Genomic DNA, 18,112 nt, shown 5'->3' on the forward strand with positions numbered 1-18,112 from the left:
ATCCTAGTACAGGAAATTGTCGTAAGGAAAGCGCTCTGCGTGAATTGTTTTTACCATGTCGTAAAGGCGGTTGCGGAGCATGTCAATATTGGTCTTGTTCTGAGCTGAGATAAACAACACACCATCTTCACCTGTTCGACCCATCCAGGTTTTTTTCAGGTCGTCGAGTGAGTCGTTGGCCGCTGTGCGGGGAGTAAGATCGTCGGGGTCTTTTTCCTCAAAACTAAAGGCATCAATCTTATTGAACACCATGAGTGTGGGTTTGTTGAGGCAGCCGATGTCATCCAGGGTTTGGTTCACAATCTCTATCTGCTCTTCAAAACCGGGATGAGAAATATCAATCACATGTACCAGGATATCGGCTTCGCGAACTTCATCCAGGGTAGATTTAAAGCTCTCAACCAATTGGTGGGGTAGCTTGCGGATGAATCCAACCGTATCGCTCAGCAGGCACGGTACGTTGTGAAGCACAATTTTGCGCACGGTGGTATCGAGCGTGGCAAAGAGCTTGTCTTCGGCAAACACTTCAGACTTGCTCAACAGGTTCATGAGGGTGGATTTCCCTACGTTGGTGTATCCCACAAGTGCCACTCGAACCAACTGACCCCGGTTTCCGCGCTGGGTGGCCATTTGCTTGTCAATTTTCTCGAGACGCTTTTTAAGGAGTGCAATCTTGTCGAGGATGATCCGGCGGTCGGTTTCTATCTGCGACTCACCCGGCCCGCGCATCCCGATTCCTCCTTTTTGCCGCTCAAGGTGCGTCCACATGCGCGTGAGGCGTGGCAACAGGTACTGGTATTGGGCCAGCTCTACTTGTGTTTTGGCGTGAGCAGTACGTGCGCGATTGGCAAAAATATCCAGAATTAAACTGCTCCGGTCAAGCACCTTTACCTTGATGTCATCGTTGGAATTGAGGGAACGCTCAATGTTTCGTAGCTGCGATGGCGAAAGTTCATCGTCAAAAATCACCATGTCAATCTTGTGCTCCTCAACATAGTCTACAATTTCATCAAGCTTTCCGCTACCCACAAATGTGCGCGGGTGGGGGGTGTCAATCTTCTGAACAAAACGCTTTACGGTTTGGGCACCGGCAGTTTCTGCCAGAAAGGCCAGTTCGTCAAGATAGGCTTTGAGGTGTTCGTCGTCCTGGTGTTGGGTAATGAGCCCTACAAGAACGGCGCGTTCAGTGATGTGGGCGGTTTCAATATTTTGGGCCATAGGCAGATCCCCTTCTTCAGCTATTCAGTTCAAAACCAGCCCCTGCCAAGACCTGCCTCGCGAAACGGCCATGGAATAGAGAGCAAAATCAACAACAGGGCAATACCGAAAAGCGTAGCAACGGTTTTGTATCGCGTGGCGTCGTTGGCAGCCCGCTTGGCACGAGCGCTACCAATAGTAATCAGCGCAATGGCAATGAGCATGCCCACAAGGTGCTCCACTGCAAAGAAGCGTGTAATAGGCTGCTTCATGGTTTCGCCCATTTGCGTGAGGGCACTGGCCCAGGGCCCCATAAAGTAGAGTACAAATCCGATGATAAGCTGCAAGTGCGCTATCAGCACCGTGTAGAATACCAACTTGCCGTGACCTTTGGTGTAAGGCTTGTTTTGTTTCCATCCGATGATGGAGGTGATCACGGTATAAAGCAGCACCGCGAGCAAAAGCCAACGGAGCATAGAGTGCATGTGCATGAATCCTGTGTACATAGGTTTGTGTTTTGCGCAAAGGTAACAAGAATCGATATGCGCAGCTTGCTTGCCATTTCAAGGATGAACCAAAGTGTAACAACGACCAACTGCAAACGCTTGACGGCAAACCGATTTTTTTCTACCTTGGCTGCCCGCGCGCCAAAACCTGGAACCAAACGGCCGCTTTTTTCGTAACCCAACCTGCAATTGAACGAAGAAACCATGACAACAAATGACATCAACCAATTGTCGCCTCGGCAACTCAGGAGACTTAAAAGACACAACCTGCTTTCTTTTCACAGTTTTATGCTCGTTGCCTTAGTTCTGATGTTCAAGGCATGTAGTGAAATCAACGCGGTTGTCTTGCTGCTTTCTTTTGGGTTGATGCTCGTGTCCCGAATGTTCTACCAAAACGCACGCTTCATAGATTCCCTGAGGGAAGACCGCGTAAAAGCGAGTTAGACCGACGGTGTAAAAAGCACCTTTAATGAGCTGATTATCTGAAAGACTGCGCCCTGCTCTGCCCGGGGTTGCAGCTTTCTTTTTTTGGCTACTTTTGCCGCAAACCTTTAATGCTATCAACATGGATACAGCAACAGCGCACAAATCTGCCATTGAGTCATTTATGGACAAGGTCCGCGCCAAAAACAGCCACGAACCTGAGTTCCTTCAGGCAGTGGAGGAAGTAGCTGAAACGGTCATTCCATTCATGGAAGAAAACCCGCGCTACAAAAAGCACAAAATTCTTGAAAGAATGGTGGAGCCTGAGCGTACCATCATGTTTCGTGTTCCCTGGCTCGACGACAAAGGCGAGGTTCAGGTAAACCGCGGTTACCGGGTTGAATTCAACTCAGCCATAGGCCCTTACAAAGGCGGCATCCGCTTTCATCCCTCAGTGAACCTGAGCATTCTCAAGTTTCTCGGTTTTGAGCAGGTATTTAAAAACAGCCTCACTACACTGCCCATGGGGGGAGGTAAAGGTGGTTCTGATTTTGACCCCAAAGGGAAGTCAGACAATGAAGTAATGAAGTTTTGCCAGAGCTTTATGAATGAGCTTTACAGACACATTGGCCCGAATACGGATGTGCCCGCCGGAGATATTGGTGTGGGCGGTCGCGAAGTGGGCTATATGTTTGGTCAGTATAAGAAGCTGGTAAATGAGTTTACGGGTGTTTTCACCGGTAAAGGTTTCAACTGGGGAGGTTCTCGTATGCGCCCCGAGGCAACGGGCTATGGCTGTGTGTACTTTGCGGAAGAAATGATGAACTACCTCGGTGACACCATCAAAGGTAAAACCGTGGCAGTTTCCGGCTCAGGTAACGTGGCTCAGTTTGCTTTTCACAAGGTTATTCAGATGGGTGGTAAAGTGGTTACACTCTCAGATTCATCTGGTTTTGTTTATGCAGCTGATGGTTTTCACTCGGCTGATTTTGATTTCCTGCAGGATCTCAAAAACGTACGACGCGGGCGTATTGAAGAAATGGCTGACAGCCGCCCGGGGATAAAATTCTTTGAAGGAAAACGCTCGTGGGAAGTGCCTTGTGAAATTGACGTTGCATTACCCTGTGCCACGCAAAACGAACTTGACGGCGACGATGCTCACCGCCTCGTAAACAAAGGCGTGAAACTGGTGGCTGAAGGGGCCAATATGCCCTGCACGCCTGAAGCCGTTGAGGTGTTTTCTGAGCACGGTATCAGCTTTGCCCCGGGTAAAGCTTCCAATGCTGGAGGTGTTTCTACTTCCGGATTGGAAATGAGCCAGAACTCACTGCGCTACAGCTGGAGTGCAGATGAAGTGGACCGCAGGTTGCACCAAATCATGAAAGATATTCACGCATCTTGTATCAAATACGGAAGAATGGACGATGGCTCCGTGAACTATGTTCGTGGCGCAAACATCGCCGGATTTGTGAAAGTTGCCGATGCTATGATTGATCAGGGACTGGTTTAATTCATCCCTCGCTAACATTAAAAACCCCAATCGCTTTTCGGTTGGGGTTTTTTGGGGGCCGGTTGCGAATTGAACCAGTGCAAAACCCGCAATGCCATGCAGAGAATACAACAAAAAAAGCCCCACCATATAGGTGAGGCTTTTTGCTGTTTTGGTTATGCTTACAGGAGTGTAGAAGGGCACACGTAGTCACTCTTCTCAATACCTGTTTCAGCTATCGTTTTAAATCCGCCGCGCACATCCACCATGTTGTCCCAGCCGCGTTGCTTGAGGATAGAGGCCGCAATCATGCTCCGGTATCCACCTGCGCAGTGCAGTGCGAAAGGTTCGTTTTTGGGGAATTTCTCCAGGTGCTGGTTGATTTGATTCAGTGGCACATTCTCGGCTGCGAGAAGGTGCTCAGAGTCGAACTCACTCTTTTTACGCACGTCGAACACTTTCATTTCGCCTTTTTTCATGCGCTCTTCCAGTTCGGTGGCGTCAATGCGCTCTACGCTATCCACTTCCTGACCTGACTTCTTCCAGGCTTCAAATCCACCGTGCAGGTAACCCACAACGTTGTCATATCCCACACGTGAAAGGCGGATGATTGCTTCTTCCTCGCGCCCTTCAGGAGCAACGAGCAGAATGGGGTGCTTCACGCCGGGAACCATTTCGCCTACCCACATGGCAAAGTTGGCATCCAGACCGATGTTTACGCTGTTCGGAATAAAGCCTTTGGAGAAGGTTTCATCGTCGCGCACATCGAGCATCAGCGCCTGGGTTTCATTGGCGGCTGCCTCAAAAGCCTCGGGCGAAAGTGGTTGCTTGGAACGATCCATTACGTCGTCCAAAGAGTCATAGCCTTTGATGTTCATAAGCACGTTTTCGGGGAAGTATGCCGGAGGTGCAGTAAGTCCGGTGAGCAACTGCTTGGTGAATTCCTCTTTGGTGAGTTCGGGATTCAGAGCGTAGTTGGTCTTCTTCTGATTTCCGAGGGTATCAGTGGTTTCCTTGCTCATCATTTTTCCGCATGCGCTACCGGCACCGTGGTTCGGGTACACAATCAGGTGGTCTGCCAACGGCATAATCTTGTTGCGCAGCGAGTCGAAAAGATGGCCTGCAAGTTTCTCCTCTGTAAGGTCAGATACCACATGCTGGGCAAGGTCAGGACGACCTACATCTCCAATAAAGAGCGTGTCGCCGGTGATAATACCGTGCTCCTTGCCGTTTTCGTCAATCAAGAGGTAGGTTGTGCTCTCCATGGTGTGACCGGGCGTGTGGATGGCTTTGATTTTGTAGGCACCCACCTCAAATACTTGTCCGTCTTCGGCAATGATGGCGTCAAAACCAGGCTTGGCAGTTGGGCCAAACACAATCTCAGCGCCGGTTTTTTTGGCGAGGTCAAGGTGACCACTCACGAAGTCGGCGTGAAAGTGCGTTTCAAATACGTATTTGATTTTGGCTCCGTCCGCAGTTGCGCGGTCAATATATGGTTGAACTTCACGAAGGGGGTCGAAAATGGCCGCTTCGCCGTTGCTTTCCAGATAGTATGCAGCGTGTGCGATGCAACCGGTGTAAATCTGATGTACATTCATGGTTTTTGGGGTTTTGATGTGTATAATCTTGTTTGTTGTTTTCTTTTGACGATACAAAGTTAAGGCAGATACGCTGCACGGGGAGTAACTGATGTTACGAAACTCCTCTTCATCCTCTGTTAATCTGTGTATTGGGTGAAACGATGGCCGTTGTTGGTCTGCAATGCATAGGGGTCTTTGGTGGGGCCTTCCTTAGATCGGATTTCCCGCACGGCATCTTCCACGCTCAGGTGAAAGCGACTCACTCCAACATGATCCTGCAAGCCGCAGCGCATAAGCACATCGCGAACAGGCCCGCGGGCTTCGGCAATGTGCATGGAGATTCCTCGTAATTTCAATTCAGCCACCAAATCAAAAAGTGCATGCGCAGCACTGGAGTCAATGCCTGTGATGGCACCTGCGTTCATCACCACGTATTTCGCATCCGGTCGCTTTTCAAGCTCGCGCTCCAGAAAATCACGAATGTAATTGGTGTTGGCAAAGTACATCTGGGCGTCAACCCGAAAAATGAAAATATCCGAATCAGTTTCGAGGTCTTTAAAACGAAGGATGTTGCGATACTGTGTTGTGCCGGGCACTCTGCCCAAGATGGCGATGTGCGGGTAAGAAATACGGTAAATCACCACTCCCAGCGAGAGGACTACACCAATCAGAATGCCTTCTTCAATGCCCAATGCCAGGGTTCCGAGGGCTGTAATGCTAAAGAGAACAAGGTCTTGCGGGTCTGTTTTCCAGAGGTGAACTGCTTCGCGGACATCAATCAGCCCTGCTACTGCCACCATGATGATGGCTGCCAATACCGCGTTTGGCAGGTAGTAGAACAGGTCTGTCAGGAAAAGCAGGGTGAGGATGATCAACAGCGCTGATACGATAGTAGCCAGCCCGGTTTTGGCTCCCGACTGATCATTAACCGCGGTGCGCGAAAAGCCTCCTGTAACGGGAAAAGCCTTGAAGAAGGCTCCCGCAATATTGGCCATTCCGAGCGCCATAAGCTCCTGGTTGGGTACCACTTTGTAATCTTTGTGCTTGGCCTGTATAGACTTGGCTACGGCTATGGATTCCATAAAGCCAATAAAAGCAATGGTGAGCGCGATGGGCAGCAACACCGATGCCGCACCGAAATCCAGCGTTGGCAGTGCAAAAATGTTAAAGCCTCCGGGCACGTCGCGCACAATAGATACGCCTTTCTCATGCCAGTCGAAAGTGGTTACAACCCCGATACCGAAAATTACCACCAACAGCGGCCCCGGTATTTTCTTGCTCACCCTTTTCAATCCAACGAGCAGCGCAATGGAAATCACACCTATGAGCAAGGCTATGGGTTGAATGTCGGCGATATGCGTTACAGCATACCAGAGTGTTTCGTGTACTTTTCCTCCGGGTATATCCATTCCCAAAAGGTGCTTGAGTTGACTGATGCCAATAATCACCGCGGCAGCAGATGTAAAGCCTGCAATCACGGGGTGTGAAAGAAAATTCACCAGAAATCCCAACCGGAAAACACCCATGGCGAACTGTAGTACACCCACCATTAGGGCCAGTAAAATGGCGTAAGCAATATAGGCGTCGGTACCGACTTCGGCGAGCGCGCCTACACCGCTGGCAATAAGCAGCGAAACCATGGCCACCGGACCAACGGCCAATTGGCGCGAAGTTCCCATCATGGCGTACACGATCAGCGGAATAGTGCTGGCATAGAGTCCGTAAATAGGAGGTAAACCTGCCAGCATGGCGTATGCCATACCTTGCGGAATCAGCATCACGCCCACCGTGAGGCCGGCGCCCAGATCACCCCCAAGGTGTTCGCGCTTGTAGTTGGGAAACCACTCTAATATTGGAAAATAGCGTTTCATGCCGTATGGGTTGAATGTAAGCTTTTTTGCTGGTTGCAGCACAGGATTTCGAGGAAGCAGAGTCTCCCCTTTCGCTGCAAAGGTCTGAATAGGGATGTTTGCGGGTGGTAACCTGTGTTACGGTGCCCGCGGCAATAGCAGGGGCAATACCCGCGTAAACAAAGCCGTTATTACCCATAAACCAATCCAATAACCATGCGGTTAGTGCTTTTTGCGTTACTTCTGCCCGCCTTCACTGTTGGGCAAACATGGACACAAATTCCCGATTTTCCAGACCATGAACGCGACGACGGTGCCGTGTTCGTGATTGGTAATCAGGCCTACTGCGGAACCGGGTTGCTGCCGTGGTGGTCTTCTACGCGCGATATGCATGTGCTCAATCTCGACAATGACATGTGGTCTGAAGGAAATGACCTGCCCGAAGGCGAAGAACGACAATACGTGGCTGCTTTTGCGAGTGAAACGGCCGGCTATTTTGTGGGAGGGTATATCGGTAGCAACAACTTTCTGAATGATGTATGGAAGTACAACCCGGCGTCGGGGCAATGGATGGATTTGGGCACTTGTCCGTTCGACGAGCGGGGCGGGGCGCTGACCTGGGTGCTAAACGGAACGGCCTACGTGATTGGGGGGCGCAATGCCGATAGCAACGCCCTAGATGAAGTTTGGGCCTTTGACCTTGCCACCGAAACATGGAGTGAGCGCAACCCCCTTCCCATGGGAGGACGCTGGCGGTCGGCCGGAGCTGTGCTCAACGGAGTTGGCTACCTGATTCACGGGCGCGACGAAAACGGCCACTTTCAAAAGGGCCTGTACGCATACGATTCTGAAAACGATTCATGGGACTGGCAATCAGATTTTCCGGGCGACGGACGCAGTCATGCAGCCATGGCGGCCATAGGCGAGAACTTGTTGGTGTTTGGCGGTAGCGACTCGTTGAATCAGTTTCACGGAGACCTCTGGCAATTTCATCCGCCCAGCGGAATGTGGACTCAGCTTGAAGATATTCCGGCCCCCGGTCGTCGCGGAGGAATACACTTTGCGCATGGGAATGACTTTTATTTTATCACCGGACTCGCAGCCGGGAGCGAGCATCTGAAAGAAGCGTGGAAGTACGGCTGGCCTTCAAGTGTGAATACGTTACCCGAAAAAGAACCCTTGCTGGTTTTCCCCAATCCGGCCAATGATCATCTCCGAATCGCTGAAATAGATGGTAGTCCGGGGCAGGTAACCATTTTCAATGCCGCCGGACAACCGGTATGGCACGAACCAACAGGCGAAAGCACCGACCGTATTTCATTACAACATCTTCCGAATGGGTGGTATCGTGTGGTGTTCGAAAATGCGCAGCACCGGCGTGCGGCGTCGATAGTTATTGCGCGGTAGAACGTATTCCGCTATTATTACGGCGGATACGCTCAAACGTACCCGGTTGTAAGAATTAGAAAAGTTCAAAGCTTTTGCACCTCATTCGCAATATAGTCTTTGATGGTTCCCCACAAAACAGGTTGAAGCATCTGAGGCATCTCTTCTTTTTCTGCGTCTTCGAAATAGTGCAGGCTTTTAATCACCATGAAAGTAGATCCATCCGGATATTTTTGCCAATAAAGATCAATGATTTCAGTCAACTTGAATCGCTGTAAAAGGAAATACAAATCGATGAAATACTTTCTGCTGCCACGACCGGCAATTGCGTAAAGCTTCATCGCCCCAATATCCTCCAAAGAAGCCATTCTGATTTTGGACGCAGAATGAATAGGGCGAACAAAGGATAACGATAATTCACTATATCCACTTTAATTGAATCCACGCTGAACACCTGAATACTTTTGCTGCGTTTGAGTGCTGTGACCGGGCCGAAACCGGCAAGAATTCCAGCTAAATCAAGATCTTCAAGCGGTTGAATTCCAAACAAGTCAGCATCAACCGAAACGCGATGTCCTATTTGCAACGCCAGCGCAGTGCCTCCAACCAACACAAACCGGTTCAATTCCGGTTGGTTCATCAGAAAGTCTATAAGTTCCAGAAGTCGTGGGCCGACTGCTTTTTTGTGTAGCATCGAAATGCGGTTTTGTCCAGGTTGAGGTATGCTGCGATAAAAGCCAGCGTAACGTCATCCAGGCTGCGCAGGTTGGTGGTTACTTCACGGAGCGTGTCTTTATTGTACACAGCTTGTACTATTTTCCAGTCTTCGAGTTGACCGTATTCCAACACTTGTTGAATAATTTGCGCTTTAGACCGATCAAAGTCCAGCGTGCTCCGGTCGGTGTCCCAAAACAAGTGCTTCGAAAAATCGTGTATGGTGTAATTGGCCGGCATGGGGTTTAAAATTAGGGAATAAACGCTTGCTGAATGAGAATGCGTCTCCAACACATGCCGCGGAACTATATCGCCGCCTTATTCTTATTCGCCAACTGCCCACAAGCCGCATCGATATCTTTCCCGCGGCTTCGGCGAATATTCACAATGATGTTTTTCGATTCGAGATGTGCTGCAAAGGCATCCACCTTTTCGGGGTCCGCCTGGGCAAATTCGCCGTCGTCAATGGGGTTGTATTCAATGATATTCACCTTGCAAGGCACATTTTTGCAGAACTCCGCGAGTTCCTGAGCATCGATGAGTTCATCATTGAAGTCCTTGAAGATGATGTACTCAAAAGTGACCCGTGAGCCGGTTTTGGCGTGAAAGTACTTGAGGGATTCAGCAAGAGCTTCCAGCGAATTTTGCTCGTTGATGGGCATGATATGGTTGCGCTTCTCGTCGTTGGCAGCATGCAGCGAAAGCGCCAGGTTGAAATTCACTTCATCATCTCCGAGCTTACGGATCATTTTTTCAATTCCGGCTGTACTCACCGTAATGCGGCGTGGAGAGATGTTGAGACCTTGTTCTCCGGTAATGAGCGCAATAGAATCGAGAGTATTGCGGTAATTCAACAGCGGTTCACCCATGCCCATATACACAATGTTGGATAAGGGTTTTCCGGTTCGCTCCATGGCTTCGCGGGCAATAATGGAAACCTGGTCGTAAATTTCGTCGCCACGCAAATTGCGTTCGCGTTTCAATCGGCCGGTAGCACAAAACTTACACGCCAGGCTGCAGCCTACCTGCGATGAAATACAGGCTGTGGTGCGGTTGGTGGTGGGTATCAACACGCCTTCTACCACAAAGCCGTCGTGCAGTTTAAAGCCGTATTTCACGGTGCCGTCTGTACTGACCTGCTTGTCGGCGATGGAGACCGGTAATATCTCGAAATGTTCGTTGAGCAATACCCGCGTGGCCACCGAAAGGTTGGTCATTTCGTCGATGGTGGTCGTCGATTTCTTCCATAGCCATTCGTGCACCTGTTTGGCACGAAAAGCCTTTTCGCCATGCGAGGTGAGGAACGCTGTCAGCTCCTCCAGAGAAGTATTTCTCAGGTCTTTTTTCATGGGAATATCCGTGGCAAAGGTACGGCTTATCGGGCAGCGAGCACGGTTTCGGCCACGTGCAGGTGAAAGGGCACCGTGATTTTGAAGTTTTCAACGTTGCCTTCTACGAGCTCCACGCGTTCGCCCAATTGCTCTACCACGCTGGCATCGTCGGTAAACGTAGCCGAGTAATCTTGCTCATAAGCCCGTTTGAGTAATGAGGTTTTGAAGCATTGGGGTGTTTGAATACGCACAAATCGCGAACGATCTACCCACCGGCTTTCGGAGCCATATACTTCGCGTAATGTATCATCCACCGGAAGCACCGGCACGGCAGCTCCGTACTGCTCAGCCGCAGTAAAGGCGCGTTCAATGGTTGCGGCATCCACAAATGGCCTTACGCCATCATGCACGGCAACAAGCGCTGCTTCATTCACCAGAGCCAATCCGTTTTTTACGGAGTGAAAACGCTGCTCTCCGCCGGTTGTTAACGTGTGTGGAATGTCATGCTCACAGTTGGCATACATTGCTTCCCATTCGGAGATATGATTATGCGGCAGCACCACGATTAGTTGGATGTTAGGATCATACTCTGCAAATGCGCGCAGGGTGTGGAGCAGCACCGGCTCTCCGGCGAGTGTAAGAAATTGTTTGGGACGGTCGCAACCCATGCGGGTTCCGGAGCCTCCGGCCACGATGATAACTGCCTTGCCGGGCATCACCACAGCCATTAGATGATCAGCATCGCGTCGCCGTAGGCCATAAAGCGATACTTTTCCTTGATGGCTACTTTGTAGGCCTCCATCACTTTATCATAACCTCCAAATGCGGCAACGGTCATCAAAAGTGTTGACTCCGGCGCGTGCAGGTTTGAAATCATGGCGTTTGGAATGCTGAACTCGTAAGGAGGGAAAATGAACCGGTTGGTCCAGCCTTCAAATGGCTTGAGATGACCATCGGTAGATACCGACGACTCAATGGCACGCATGGCAGTGGTGCCCACGGCGCAAACCCGCTTTTTGGCATCAATGGCGCGATTCACAATATCAGCGGCTTCCTGGGTAATAAAGGCCTGCTCAGAATCGGTTTTGTGCTTGGTGAGGTCTTCTACTTCCACCTGACGGAAGGTTCCGAGGCCTACGTGAAGCGTCACTTCGGCAAAATTCACCCCATTTAACTCGAGGCGCTTCATAATACTCTTGCTGAAGTGCAAACCGGCTGTGGGTACTGAAACCGCACCTTCGTTCTTGGCAAAAACTGTTTGAAAACGCTCCTCATCAAGAGGTTCGGCCGGACGCCCCAGGTATTTGGGGATGGGGGTTTCACCCAATTCACGCATGGTTTTGCGGAATTCCTCATAAGGCCCTTCAAAAAGGAAACGCAGGGTTCGTCCGCGCGAGGTGGTATTGTCAATTACTTCTGCCACAAGTTCATCATTCTCACCAAAGTAGAGCTTGTTGCCGATGCGGATTTTTCGGGCAGGATCCACCAGAACATCCCACAGGAGGCTTTCGCGGTTCAGTTCGCGCAGCAGGAACACCTCAATTTTTGCATTGGTTTTTTCCTTGTTGCCAAAAAGCCGAGCAGGAAAAACCCGTGTATTATTCATAATCAGCGCGTCGCCGTCCGAAAAGTAATTTACTATATCGCTGAATACTTTGTGCTCGATTTCGCCGGTGTCACGGTGCAATACCATTAATCGCGCGTCTTCACGGTTATCGGCCGGGTATTGTGCAATAAGTTCGGAAGGGAGTTTAAACTTAAACTGGGAGAGCTTCATGGAGGCGTTTTTTGTCCTGAATTTTGGGGCTGCGAAGATACGGTATCAACAGCTATTTTACAAAGTAGCTTTTTTGGTGTTGAGATGGTTGCACAAGTCATCGAGACTAAATGAGTCTGATACCTTGTAAGGGCCTGTTTGGGTGCGTCGTAAAGATATGAGGCAAGCTCCTGTTCCGAGGTGCTGTCCTACATCTCGGGCAAGCGATCGGACATAGGTACCCTTGGAGCAGCGTACCTCAAAATCCACTTCCGGTAGCCGAAACGCAGCAAGCGAAAAGGAATAAATTTCGATGGCTGCGGGTGGAATTTCCATGTCCTGACCCTTGCGGGCTGCTATGTATGCCTTTTTTCCGTCTACTTTTTTGGCCGAAAAAAGCGGAGGCACCTGCATTTGCGGTCCGCTCAGCGCGGCAAAGGCATCCAATACGGCTTCCTCAGTGATATGATGTGTAGGAATGTCTGTTTCAAAAGGTGTTTCCAAATCGTATGAAGGGGTGGTTCGGCCCAGCAGAAAGGTGCCGGTATAGGTTTTTTCCAGTCCGGTGAGCTCCTGTAGCCTACGTGTATAGGGGCCGGTGCAGATCAGCAGCAAACCCGTTGCCAGTGGGTCGAGTGTACCGGCGTGCCCCACCTTGATTTTTTTAATCCCATATGCCTTGCGGATGGCGTTGCGTAATTTGTTCACCACATCAAAGGAAGTCCACTCGAGTGGTTTGTCAACCAACAGAAGCTGGCCCGAGGGTGGATCGAGCTGTTCAGGTGCTTTAACGGGCTCTATCAAACGAAGAGGGTGTAAAGAATAACGGCCAGACTTACCGCAAAGCAGTACACGGAAAAGTACACCAACTTGCTCTTTTTCACCAGCGCAATCATCACCCGGCATGCAAATACCCCGGCGATAAAGGCTGTGATAAAACCGGCGGCGAGTTGCGGGGTTTGTGAAGACTCAAGCGATAAGCCGCCGTCCAGGATATCTTTGGCCATTTTGCCCAATATCAGCGGCACCACCATCAGGAACGAAAAACGGGCAGCCTTGGCGCGGTCAACACCCAGCATCACCGAGGTAGCAATGGTTGCTCCAGAGCGTGATATCCCCGGAAGGATGGCGATAGCCTGTGCAATTCCGATGATTGCTGCGTTGAGCGGACTTACGGGTTTATCGGTATGGCGGGCTTTGTCTGCAAGAAACAACAGCAACCCTGTAACGGCGAGCATCCCTCCAACCAGGAGCAATTGCCCGTCGAAAAGTGCCTCAATCTCATCGTTAAAGAACACCCCGATAAATGCGGCGGGAACCATGGATATCACTACTTTCCAAGCAAACAGGGTTTCTTCATTGATCCGAAACTGAAAAATACCTCGCAGCAATTCGGCCACGTCCTTGCGGTACACCACAATGGTGCTGAGTGCAGTGGCAGCGTGTACTACCACGGTAAACATCAAGCTCTCGGCGGGAAGGCTTTCATCGCCCAGTATGGCTTTGCCAATTTCAAGGTGGCCGCTGCTGCTCACCGGTAAAAATTCGGTGAGGCCCTGGATGATTCCCAGGATAATGGCTTCAATAATACTCATGGATGTAGGCGTGTTGTGGCCGACCTAGTCGCCCTTTTTCATGATGGCGTAAAACACCACTGCGTAACCTACCAGCGCAACGATAGGTGCAACGGTAATCCGTCGCGGACTGAACACTTCGTAGTTAAACACGTTGGGGTCGTCGCTTCCGCCACCAATCATCAGCAAAAATCCGATGATAATCAGCGCGAGCCCTACGGCCAAAATCAGGTAATTGATTCGGGTAAAGGCAAATTGGTCTTTGGGTTCTTCGGTCATGCGTCAAAAATAATCAATACAAATCATCCAGCTTTAGGCGCAGGTATCTTCCCACTGCCAAAAAAGTTGAAACGAGTGAAATCAATATCCCCGCAGCCAGCACAATGGCCAGCACGTACAAGAAGGTCTCGAGATCCTGAAGCTCAAAGAAATCGGGCATTTCCTGCTGCGCGATGTATATCAGCGCGGCCAGCATTCCCGCGGCAATCACCGCTGCATAAAAGCCATTGAGCACTCCCTGCCAGATAAACGGCCTGCGAATAAACCACGATGTTGCCCCCACCAGTTGCATACTGCGAATGGTAAAACGTCGTGCATACATGGATAGACGAATGGTGTTGTTAATGAGCGCCACGGCCACCAGTAGCAGCAAACCGCTGAAAACAAGTAAAATCAATGTGATTTTATTCACGTTTTCATACACCTGCTGAATGAGATCGGGGCTGTAAGCCACCTCGTGTACCAACGTGTTTTTCTGAAGGTCTTCGGCAATCCAGAGAATGGAATCGGGGTGGGCATATTCGGCCCGAAGCCGAATATCAATGCTCGGAAGCAGTGGGTTGAAGCCGAGAAATTCAATAAAATCCTCGCCCAATTCTTCCTTGAGGGTGTTGGCCGCTTCTTCTTTGCTCACATAACGGGTCTCGCGCGGGTAGCCTTGTGTGTCTATGGTTTTTTTGAGCTGGATGATGTCCACCTCGCGCGCATCATCGCTCAGAAAAACCTGCACCTGTATGTTCTCCTTAACATACACCGCCAGTTTGCGGGCGTTGAGTAACAACAGTGCCGCAGCTCCAATCATAAAAAGCACCAGCGAAATACCAATAATGGTGCTGGCTGCAGAACTACGGGCTCTTTTTTTGGCGTACTTGTCTTTCATGCTCTGACAAACGGCGCTAAAGTAACAAATGATTGTGCGTGGGCACAAAAAAAGAAGTCAGGGAGCAAAATTACTAACTTCGCCACCCCTTAAACCCATGCCCTTCGGGGCGGCATTCAGAACCATGAAAGATTACCGTCATCAGGACATTGAGCGCAAATGGCAGAAGCGCTGGAAGCAAAACGAAACCTACCGTGTAACCCAAGATTCAGAGCGCCCTAAGTTCTACGCACTCGATATGTTTCCCTACCCCTCGGGCGCTGGCCTGCACGTGGGCCATCCGCTCGGCTATATCGCCTCGGATATTCACGCGCGCTACATGCGACACAAAGGCTACAACGTACTTCACCCCATGGGCTTCGATTCCTTTGGATTGCCCGCAGAGCAATACGCCATTCAAACCGGGCAGCACCCTGCCGTTACTACCGAAAACAACATTGCGCGCTACAAAGAGCAGCTCGGTAAACTGGGCTTCAACTACGATTGGAGCCGCGAAGTACGCACTTCCGATCCGGACTATTACCGATGGACGCAGTGGATTTTCAAACAGCTCTACAACGCGTGGTACAACAAGGAGAGCAACAAGGCCGAGCCCATTGCCACCCTTATCGAAAAGTTTGAGCAAAACGGCAGCTACAATGTGCAGGCGCACGTCGAGCCCAACTGGTGGAAATCACTTTCGCCCGAAGCATTTCCCTTTTTTGGCGAGCATTTTCGCGGTGAGTTTACCGCCACCGACTGGAAGAGCATGAACGAAAAACAGCGCGAATTGCTGCTAATGCATTTCCGCCTTACGTACCTTGCCGATACCATGGTAAACTGGTGTCCGGCCCTGGGAACCGTGCTGGCTAACGACGAGGTGAAAGACGGCCGCTCTGAACGCGGCGGACACCCCGTAGTGCAAAAACGCATGCGGCAGTGGAGCATGCGGATTACAGCCTTTGCACAGCGCCTGCTGGATGGATTAGAGACCATCGACTGGAGCGACCACATCAAAGAAATGCAGCGCAACTGGATTGGGCGCTCTGAAGGTGCTTCCATCTGGTTTGAGCTGGACGGGCACCCCGAAAAGATTGAGGTGTTTACTACGCGTCCCGATACCATTTTCGGTGCTTCGTTTATGGTGCTTGCGCCCGAACACGAGCTGGTTCAGCAAATCACCTCAGCCGAGTACCGCGATAAAGTTGCGGACTACCTTCAACAGGCATCCCTCAAAACCGAGCGCGACCGACAGAGCGACGTGAAAAACGTAACGGGCCAATTTACCGGAGCCCACGCTATTCACCCGTTCTCGGGAGAGAAAATTCCGGTTTGGATTGCCGATTACGTGCTGGCCGGATACGGCACCGGGGCTATTATGGCTGTTCCCGCCGGCGACCAGCGCGACTGGGATTTTGCGCGAAAGTTTGACATTGACATTCCCGAAATATTTGAAGGCGTTGACATCAGCGAGCAGGCCTGCGACGACAAAACGGTGAAACTCGTCAACTCGGGTTTTCTCACTGGCATGACCCCCGAAAAAGCGATACGTCTGTGCATTGAAGAACTGGAAAAAGCAGGCATCGGACAGGGCAAAATCAACTACCGATTGCGCGATGCCGTGTTCAGCAGGCAGCGCTACTGGGGAGAGCCTTTTCCGGTGTATTACAAGGACGACGTGCCGCACTTGATTCCGGACGACCAGCTTCCGGTAGAACTCCCCGACGTGGACAAATACCTGCCCACCGAAGATGGTGAACCCCCGCTGGCCCGTGGACGAAAAGAAGACTGGAATGTGTTTGAGGGCGACCGCATGGAGTACAACACCATGCCGGGCTGGGCGGGAAGCAGTTGGTACTTTCTGCGGTACATGGACCCGCACAACCAAACCACCTTTGCAGACCGAGCAAAAATCGACTACTGGAAACAGGTGGATTTATACATCGGCGGGGCAGAGCACGCCACCGGCCACCTGCTTTACTCGCGCTTTTGGACCAAGTTTTTGTACGACCTCGGACATATCGGGTTCGACGAGCCGTTTAAAAAGATGATCAACCAGGGGATGATACTGGGGCGGAGTAGTTTTGTGTATCGCCTTATGATTCAAACAATCCATCTCGTTAAGGAGGGTGAAACAGTTCGCTTTTATAGCCAGAGGGAATTACCTCAGATTTTAGTGCCCAAATCTTATTACGACTTCCACAATGAATGGAAGCACTTTGATGATAATCAATCAAAAAGAATCAATGACATTCTTGAGAAGATTAGGCTAAAGCTGGAGGCAAACCCTGCCAATGCAAACAGAAAATGGCATGCACAAGCTGTAGGAGTTCAAAAGCTTCACATTCCAATTGACTGTGTTGATAATGACATTCTAGACGTAAGAAAACTAGGGACATCTGTTTCAGAGTTTGATAACGCTATTGTTGTGACGGACGACAACGGGAATTACCACTGCGGCCACGAAGTCGAAAAAATGTCCAAATCCAAATTCAATGTGCAAACGCCCGATGAACTCGTAGAGCAATTCGGCGCTGACACCTTGCGCATGTACGAAATGTTCCTCGGTCCGCTGGAGCAAAGCAAACCCTGGGACACGAAGGGGATCAATGGCGTGTACAACTTCCTCAGAAAACTCTGGCGTCTGACCCACGAAAAAGACGGTGCAATGCGCGTAACCGACGAAGCCCCCACCCGTGATGAACTGAAAGCAGTGCACAAAGCCATCAAGAAAGTAAGCGAAGACCTGGAGCGACACGCCTACAACACGGTGGTGAGTACGCTGATGATCTGCGTCAACGAACTCAGCGATCTGCAGTGTTCCAAGCGCGAAATCATCGAACCGTTGGCGATTTTGCTTTCGCCCTACGCGCCGCATTTTGCAGAAGAGCTGTGGGAAAAGCTGGGGCATTCTAAATCTATAACCGAACAAGGCTGGCCCGAGCACAACGAAGGCTACCTGGTAGAAAACAGTTTTGAGTACCCTGTTTCGTTCAACGGCAAAACGCGGTTTAAGCTGGAGCTTCCTTTAGGCCTCGACAAAACCGAAGTAGAGAAAGCTGTGCTTGCCGACGAGCAAAGCGCCAAATACCTGGAAGGCAAGGCTCCGAAAAAGGTCATTGTGGTTCCCGGCAGAATTGTAAATGTGGTGGTGTAGGGTAGGAACTG

At 50.6% G+C, this 18,112-nt stretch carries 17 protein-coding genes and 1 pseudogene; 4 read left to right on the forward strand and 14 right to left on the reverse strand.

Features of this window, described 5'->3' with window-relative positions; all coding sequences use genetic code 11:
• Positions 1-3 precede the first annotated feature (3 nt).
• Both hflX and EA392_14150 read right to left on the reverse strand, forming a co-directional pair.
• Positions 4-1,218 carry a GTPase HflX gene (gene hflX, locus EA392_14145; protein TVR36865.1) on the reverse strand — a complete coding sequence of 405 codons (1,215 nt, stop codon included), beginning with the start codon at positions 1,216-1,218 and terminating at the stop codon, positions 4-6.
• 29 nt (positions 1,219-1,247) lie between these two features.
• Positions 1,248-1,703, reverse strand: a complete 456-nt coding sequence (locus EA392_14150) for a cytochrome B (protein ID TVR36866.1) — start codon at positions 1,701-1,703, stop codon at positions 1,248-1,250.
• A gap of 11 nt (positions 1,704-1,714) precedes the next feature.
• Here EA392_14150 and EA392_14155 point away from each other — a divergent pair, with 11 nt between their 5' ends.
• Positions 1,715-1,921, forward strand: a complete 207-nt coding sequence (locus EA392_14155; GenBank protein ID TVR36867.1) for a hypothetical protein — start codon at positions 1,715-1,717, stop codon at positions 1,919-1,921.
• An 82-nt stretch (positions 1,922-2,003) separates the two neighbouring features.
• Here the strand turns inward: EA392_14155 and EA392_14160 are convergent, their stop codons facing one another.
• Positions 2,004-2,270 carry a hypothetical protein gene (locus tag EA392_14160; protein TVR36868.1) on the reverse strand — a complete coding sequence of 89 codons (267 nt, stop codon included), beginning with the start codon at positions 2,268-2,270 and terminating at the stop codon, positions 2,004-2,006.
• Here EA392_14160 and EA392_14165 point away from each other — a divergent pair.
• Positions 2,269-3,636, forward strand: coding sequence for an NADP-specific glutamate dehydrogenase (locus EA392_14165; protein ID TVR36869.1), 1,368 nt, complete (start codon positions 2,269-2,271; stop codon positions 3,634-3,636). The genes EA392_14160 and EA392_14165 overlap by 2 nt on opposite strands.
• 161 nt (positions 3,637-3,797) lie before the next feature.
• Here the strand turns inward: EA392_14165 and EA392_14170 are convergent, their stop codons facing one another.
• Both EA392_14170 and EA392_14175 read right to left on the reverse strand, forming a co-directional pair.
• The gene (locus EA392_14170; protein TVR36907.1) at positions 3,798-5,213 is read right to left on the reverse strand and encodes an MBL fold metallo-hydrolase; all 1,416 of its coding nucleotides are present in this window, start codon (positions 5,211-5,213) and stop codon (positions 3,798-3,800) included.
• A 119-nt stretch (positions 5,214-5,332) separates the two neighbouring features.
• Positions 5,333-7,066, reverse strand: coding sequence for a solute carrier 26 family protein (locus EA392_14175; protein ID TVR36908.1), 1,734 nt, complete (start codon positions 7,064-7,066; stop codon positions 5,333-5,335).
• Positions 7,067-7,261: 195 nt separating this feature from the next.
• On the opposite strand from EA392_14175, the gene EA392_14180 reads away from it, so the two are divergent.
• On the forward strand, positions 7,262-8,452 hold the full coding sequence (locus EA392_14180; GenBank protein TVR36870.1) for a T9SS C-terminal target domain-containing protein: 1,191 nt from the start codon (positions 7,262-7,264) through the stop codon (positions 8,450-8,452).
• Positions 8,453-8,517: 65 nt separating this feature from the next.
• On the opposite strand, the pseudogene EA392_14185 reads toward EA392_14180, so the two are convergent.
• The 9 genes and pseudogenes from EA392_14185 to EA392_14225 all read right to left on the reverse strand — a co-directional run bounded on the left by EA392_14185 (position 8,518) and on the right by EA392_14225 (position 14,965).
• Positions 8,518-9,125 (reverse strand): annotated as a pseudogene (locus EA392_14185) (hypothetical protein).
• Positions 9,080-9,385 carry a hypothetical protein gene (locus tag EA392_14190; GenBank protein TVR36871.1) on the reverse strand — a complete coding sequence of 102 codons (306 nt, stop codon included), beginning with the start codon at positions 9,383-9,385 and terminating at the stop codon, positions 9,080-9,082. The pseudogene EA392_14185 and the gene EA392_14190 overlap by 46 nt, the downstream one beginning before the upstream one ends.
• 65 nt (positions 9,386-9,450) lie before the next feature.
• The gene (rlmN, locus tag EA392_14195; GenBank protein ID TVR36872.1) at positions 9,451-10,494 is read right to left on the reverse strand and encodes a 23S rRNA (adenine(2503)-C(2))-methyltransferase RlmN; all 1,044 of its coding nucleotides are present in this window, start codon (positions 10,492-10,494) and stop codon (positions 9,451-9,453) included.
• Between the two features lie 26 nt (positions 10,495-10,520).
• Positions 10,521-11,192, reverse strand: coding sequence for a 2-C-methyl-D-erythritol 4-phosphate cytidylyltransferase (locus tag EA392_14200; protein ID TVR36909.1), 672 nt, complete (start codon positions 11,190-11,192; stop codon positions 10,521-10,523).
• An 11-nt stretch (positions 11,193-11,203) separates the two neighbouring features.
• Entirely contained in the window at positions 11,204-12,253 is a 1,050-nt protein-coding gene (queA, locus tag EA392_14205; GenBank protein TVR36873.1) for a tRNA preQ1(34) S-adenosylmethionine ribosyltransferase-isomerase QueA, read from the reverse strand.
• Between the two features lie 57 nt (positions 12,254-12,310).
• Complete coding sequence (truB, locus tag EA392_14210) at positions 12,311-13,138, reverse strand: tRNA pseudouridine(55) synthase TruB (GenBank protein ID TVR36874.1); 828 nt, start codon at positions 13,136-13,138, stop codon at positions 12,311-12,313.
• A complete protein-coding gene (locus EA392_14215; GenBank protein ID TVR36875.1) occupies positions 13,033-13,827 on the reverse strand; it encodes an undecaprenyl-diphosphate phosphatase in 795 nt (264 codons plus the stop codon). The genes truB and EA392_14215 overlap by 106 nt, the downstream gene beginning before the upstream one ends.
• 24 nt (positions 13,828-13,851) lie before the next feature.
• Positions 13,852-14,085, reverse strand: coding sequence for a DUF3098 domain-containing protein (locus EA392_14220; GenBank protein ID TVR36876.1), 234 nt, complete (start codon positions 14,083-14,085; stop codon positions 13,852-13,854).
• A gap of 13 nt (positions 14,086-14,098) precedes the next feature.
• Positions 14,099-14,965, reverse strand: a complete 867-nt coding sequence (locus tag EA392_14225) for an FtsX-like permease family protein (protein ID TVR36877.1) — start codon at positions 14,963-14,965, stop codon at positions 14,099-14,101.
• Positions 14,966-15,089: 124 nt separating this feature from the next.
• On the opposite strand from EA392_14225, the gene EA392_14230 reads away from it, so the two are divergent.
• Positions 15,090-18,101 carry a leucine--tRNA ligase gene (locus EA392_14230; GenBank protein TVR36910.1) on the forward strand — a complete coding sequence of 1,004 codons (3,012 nt, stop codon included), beginning with the start codon at positions 15,090-15,092 and terminating at the stop codon, positions 18,099-18,101.
• The last annotated feature ends 11 nt before the right edge of the window (positions 18,102-18,112 follow it).

Source organism: Cryomorphaceae bacterium (genome assembly GCA_007695365.1).
Lineage (GTDB): Bacteria > Bacteroidota > Bacteroidia > Flavobacteriales_D > SKUL01 > SKUL01.

What these genes read in the sequence shown, in the direction of transcription:
- hflX (TVR36865.1), bottom strand. Translation starts at nt 1,218, where the DNA reads ATGGCCCAAAATATTGAAACCGCCCACATCACTGAACGCGCCGTTCTT.
- EA392_14150 (TVR36866.1), bottom strand. Translation starts at nt 1,703, where the DNA reads ATGTACACAGGATTCATGCACATGCACTCTATGCTCCGTTGGCTTTTG.
- EA392_14165 (TVR36869.1), top strand. Translation starts at nt 2,269, where the DNA reads ATGGATACAGCAACAGCGCACAAATCTGCCATTGAGTCATTTATGGAC.
- EA392_14160 (TVR36868.1), bottom strand. Translation starts at nt 2,270, where the DNA reads ATGTTGATAGCATTAAAGGTTTGCGGCAAAAGTAGCCAAAAAAAGAAA.
- EA392_14170 (TVR36907.1), bottom strand. Translation starts at nt 5,213, where the DNA reads ATGAATGTACATCAGATTTACACCGGTTGCATCGCACACGCTGCATAC.
- EA392_14175 (TVR36908.1), bottom strand. Translation starts at nt 7,066, where the DNA reads ATGAAACGCTATTTTCCAATATTAGAGTGGTTTCCCAACTACAAGCGC.
- EA392_14180 (TVR36870.1), top strand. Translation starts at nt 7,262, where the DNA reads ATGCGGTTAGTGCTTTTTGCGTTACTTCTGCCCGCCTTCACTGTTGGG.
- EA392_14190 (TVR36871.1), bottom strand. Translation starts at nt 9,385, where the DNA reads ATGCCGGCCAATTACACCATACACGATTTTTCGAAGCACTTGTTTTGG.
- rlmN (TVR36872.1), bottom strand. Translation starts at nt 10,494, where the DNA reads ATGAAAAAAGACCTGAGAAATACTTCTCTGGAGGAGCTGACAGCGTTC.
- EA392_14200 (TVR36909.1), bottom strand. Translation starts at nt 11,192, where the DNA reads ATGCCCGGCAAGGCAGTTATCATCGTGGCCGGAGGCTCCGGAACCCGC.
- queA (TVR36873.1), bottom strand. Translation starts at nt 12,253, where the DNA reads ATGAAGCTCTCCCAGTTTAAGTTTAAACTCCCTTCCGAACTTATTGCA.
- truB (TVR36874.1), bottom strand. Translation starts at nt 13,138, where the DNA reads ATGCCGGGTGATGATTGCGCTGGTGAAAAAGAGCAAGTTGGTGTACTT.
- EA392_14215 (TVR36875.1), bottom strand. Translation starts at nt 13,827, where the DNA reads ATGAGTATTATTGAAGCCATTATCCTGGGAATCATCCAGGGCCTCACC.
- EA392_14220 (TVR36876.1), bottom strand. Translation starts at nt 14,085, where the DNA reads ATGACCGAAGAACCCAAAGACCAATTTGCCTTTACCCGAATCAATTAC.
- EA392_14225 (TVR36877.1), bottom strand. Translation starts at nt 14,965, where the DNA reads ATGAAAGACAAGTACGCCAAAAAAAGAGCCCGTAGTTCTGCAGCCAGC.
- EA392_14230 (TVR36910.1), top strand. Translation starts at nt 15,090, where the DNA reads ATGAAAGATTACCGTCATCAGGACATTGAGCGCAAATGGCAGAAGCGC.